The 741-nt window shown below is 62.9% G+C and carries 1 protein-coding gene; it reads left to right on the plus strand.

The genetic code is table 11. The features are described 5' to 3' along the window. Positions 1-628 (plus strand): enoyl-CoA hydratase/isomerase family protein (locus I5W_RS13020; protein ID WP_044529545.1); only part of this gene is annotated, 628 nt, incomplete at its 5' end. Positions 629-741: the final 113 nt, after the last annotated feature.

The raw sequence follows: 741 nt of genomic DNA on the forward strand, positions 1-741 counted from the left end.
GCTGACCGGTGCCGGGCGTGCGTTTTCGGCCGGCGGCGACATCGAGGACATGCAGCGTCTGATCGACAAGCCATCGCTCTTCGCGGCCGGTATGCAGCGTGCCAAGCAGATCGTGTTTTCGATGCTGGATTGTCCCAAACCGATCATCGCCAAGATCAACGGCCATGCCATCGGACTGGGGGCAACCCTGGCCCTGTTCAGTGACCTGACCTATGCCGCCGACCACGCCAAGATTGGCGACCCGCACGTCAAGGTCGGCTTTGTCGCCGGCGACGGCGGCGCCGTGATCTGGCCGCAGTTGATGGGTTATGCCAAGGCCAAGGAATATCTGCTTACGGGTGACCTGCTGACCGCGTCCGAGGCCGAACGATTCGGGCTGATCAATTACGCCGTGCCGGCCGAGCAGCTCGATGAACGGGTGGCGGCGATGGCGCAGCGCTTGGCCAAGGGCGCGTCCCAGGCGATCCAGTGGACTAAGGCCTCGATTAATATCGGCCTCAAGCAGGTAGCGCATTCGATCATGGACGCATCGATCGCCTACGAAGGCCTGTCGAACATCACGGCCGACCATCAGGAAGCCGTGAACGCCTTCCGCGAGAAGCGCGCACCGGTCTTCACGGCAAATTGAATGGGACGCTCGACGAAGAAAGTGGTCGCCATCACCAGCGGATTCGGGATCCTGGGCGACGCGCTCGGTCGCGCTTACGTCGCTGCCGGCTGGTCAGTTGCCCTGGTCGACCT

The sequence above is a fragment of the Herbaspirillum sp. B65 genome, assembly GCF_000333555.1.
GTDB lineage: Bacteria > Pseudomonadota > Gammaproteobacteria > Burkholderiales > Burkholderiaceae_D > Herbaspirillum > Herbaspirillum rubrisubalbicans.